1 protein-coding gene is annotated in these 524 nt (G+C 46.6%); it reads left to right on the top strand.

Features of this window, described 5'->3' with window-relative positions; all coding sequences use genetic code 11:
- Positions 1–524: leucine-rich repeat domain-containing protein (locus HMPREF9194_RS12435; protein ID WP_016524775.1), on the top strand; the 524-nt coding region annotated here is incomplete at both ends.

Raw genomic sequence — 524 nt, forward strand, 5'->3', positions numbered from 1 at the left:
TCAGGCTACAAAGTCGACACGTGGACAATAACCCCCGCTTCCGCACTGCAAGAGGGCGGCACAGCCGGAAGTACGACTGCAAAAGTAAAGATAACTGCAAACGCAAATGTGAACGTTACCTTTAAATCACTTTACGAGCCGGTGGCTTTCGGAGAAAACGGTACGAATTTGGACACCTATCTTAAAAATACCGCACCGCATACAGACGGAATCTATTACATAAAAGTAACCGGACTTACGGCAGAAAACTTAGAGGGAGATAGTTACTTTCCTCCCAAATCGAGCGCACTCGGAGAAATACTAAAGGGTAACCCGACTAAAAAGTTTGCTCTTAAATTGGAAGAAATACCCTATCTTACCGATATGACCGCCTGCTTTTTCAACTGCACAAACCTTATTCAAGTTCCGACGATTCCGAACGGCGTTACCAAGATGGAAGACTGCTTTGAAAGCTGCACAAGCCTTACGCAAGCTCCGGTGATTCCAAACGGCGTTACCCAGATGAGAGGCTGCTTTTCCGGCTG

Source organism: Treponema maltophilum ATCC 51939 (assembly GCF_000413055.1).
Classification (GTDB): domain Bacteria; phylum Spirochaetota; class Spirochaetia; order Treponematales; family Treponemataceae; genus Treponema_C; species Treponema_C maltophilum.